At 69.0% G+C, this 1,638-nt stretch carries 2 protein-coding genes; both read right to left on the bottom strand.

The window, feature by feature from the left end:
• Nucleotides 1-296 (bottom strand): protein kinase (locus tag UK94_RS33405; protein ID WP_157734565.1); only part of this gene is annotated, 296 nt, incomplete at its 3' end.
• 255 nt (nt 297-551) lie between these two features.
• Nucleotides 552-1,638: WD40 repeat domain-containing protein (locus tag UK94_RS31745; RefSeq protein ID WP_162246949.1), on the bottom strand; the 1,087-nt coding region annotated here is incomplete at its 5' end.

Below are 1,638 nucleotides of genomic sequence, written 5' to 3'. Positions count from 1 at the left end.
CGGGTCAACGTACCGCCGTCCAACAGTTCCATGACGATCAGCAGGAGATCGTCGGCTTCCACATAGTCGAAGACCCGCACGATATGCGGATGATCCATCCCTGCGAGCAGGCGCGCCTCGGTCTCGAAACTCCCCGGCGCGTACTCCGAACCCCCGGGAAGAATTTTAATGGCCACCGGACGCTTCAGCCGACGGTGCCGGCCGGCCAGGACGAGTCCGAACGCACCGGCTCCGAGTCTTTCCCCGATCCTGTAACCGGGAAGCGCAGCCGCTACCTGATCACGGTCGACGATCAACGTGGCGCGAGGGCGGGACGCACGTCATTAGGCACGCCCATCAGGTCTGCGGCGAGGTTCGGGCCTGTCACACTGGAAGACCTTATCGTCTCCTGGCCGGCCGCGCTCTCGATGGACAACAGGTTCCGGGTCGAATGCCGATCCCGTCGCACCGGCGCGGCGGTNCATCTGCGAAAGACCGACCTCCTTCCCGCGGCCCGGGGCGNGGGGACGGCGTGCNCGGCCGGGCCGCAGGATAACCACACCTGCGGTGCCTCACCTCAGATGCCACAGCACGAGGTGGTCGATGCCCGCGGTCGCCAGGGTGCGGCCGTCCGGTGAGAAGGCCACGGCGGTCACCACCTGGGTATGGCCGGTGAGGATGGCGGTGCGGCTGGGATAGGCGGGGTCGGCGACCATCCACAGATTCACGGCCGTGTCGCCGCCGGCGGACGCCATGGTATGGCCGTCCGGCGAGAACGCCACGGCGCTCACTGCCCCGGTATGGCCGGTGAGTACGGCACGTGGCGCGGCCTCTGTCGGGTGGAGTGGCTCGGTGAGATCCCAGAGTCCCACCGTCGCGTCCGCGCTGGCCGTCGTCAGGGTGGAACCGTTCGGGGAGAACGCCACGTCGGTCACCTGCTTCGTGTGGCCGGCGAGGACGGCGGTCCCGGTCAGGTGCGCGGAGTCGCTGACATCCCAGAGAGCCGTGATCCTTCCGCCGGCGACGGCCAGGGTGCGGCCGTCCGGCGAGAAGGCCATCGCACGTACGCCCGTGGACCGCCAGCCCTTGTGACCGGTGAGAGTAGTGGTACGGGTCGGGTGTGCGGGATCGGTGAGGTCCCAGAGGATCACGGTCCGGTTGTCACCGGGCATGGCCAGGGTGCGGCCGTCCGGCGAGAAGACCACCGTGCGCACGCCCTTGAATCTCCAGCCGAGTTCGATGTTCAGGGTGCTGATTCGCGTCGGGTGTGCGGGATCGGTGAGGTCCCAGAGGATCACGCTCTCCTCGCCGCTGGCGGTGGCCAGGATGCGGCCGTCCGGAGCGAACACCGCCGCCCAGAGCACGCTGCGGTGGCCGCTGAGGATTCCGGTTCGGGACGGACGCCGCGGGTCGGTGACGTCCCAGAGCACAACTGTGCCGTTCCAGCGACCGGTAGCCAGCGTACGGCCGTCCGGGGAGAACGACACCTGCACCGCGGGATTGTCCTTGCCGAGGGCGATCGAGGTGCGCGCCGGGGCGAAGACCGCCGTACCGGAGGGGACGGTCGCAGCGGGAGGGAGACGCTGGTCGGTCCTTCGCACTGTGGCGTCGAGGTGTACGGGCAGCCCGGTACGCAGGATCCACCCGGTGCCGAAGGCG

The organism is Frankia sp. AvcI1, assembly GCF_001420875.1.
In the GTDB taxonomy this organism is placed as follows: Bacteria; Actinomycetota; Actinomycetes; order Frankiales; family Frankiaceae; genus Frankia; species Frankia alni.
This window is presented reverse-complemented; position numbering and strand designations above follow the sequence as displayed.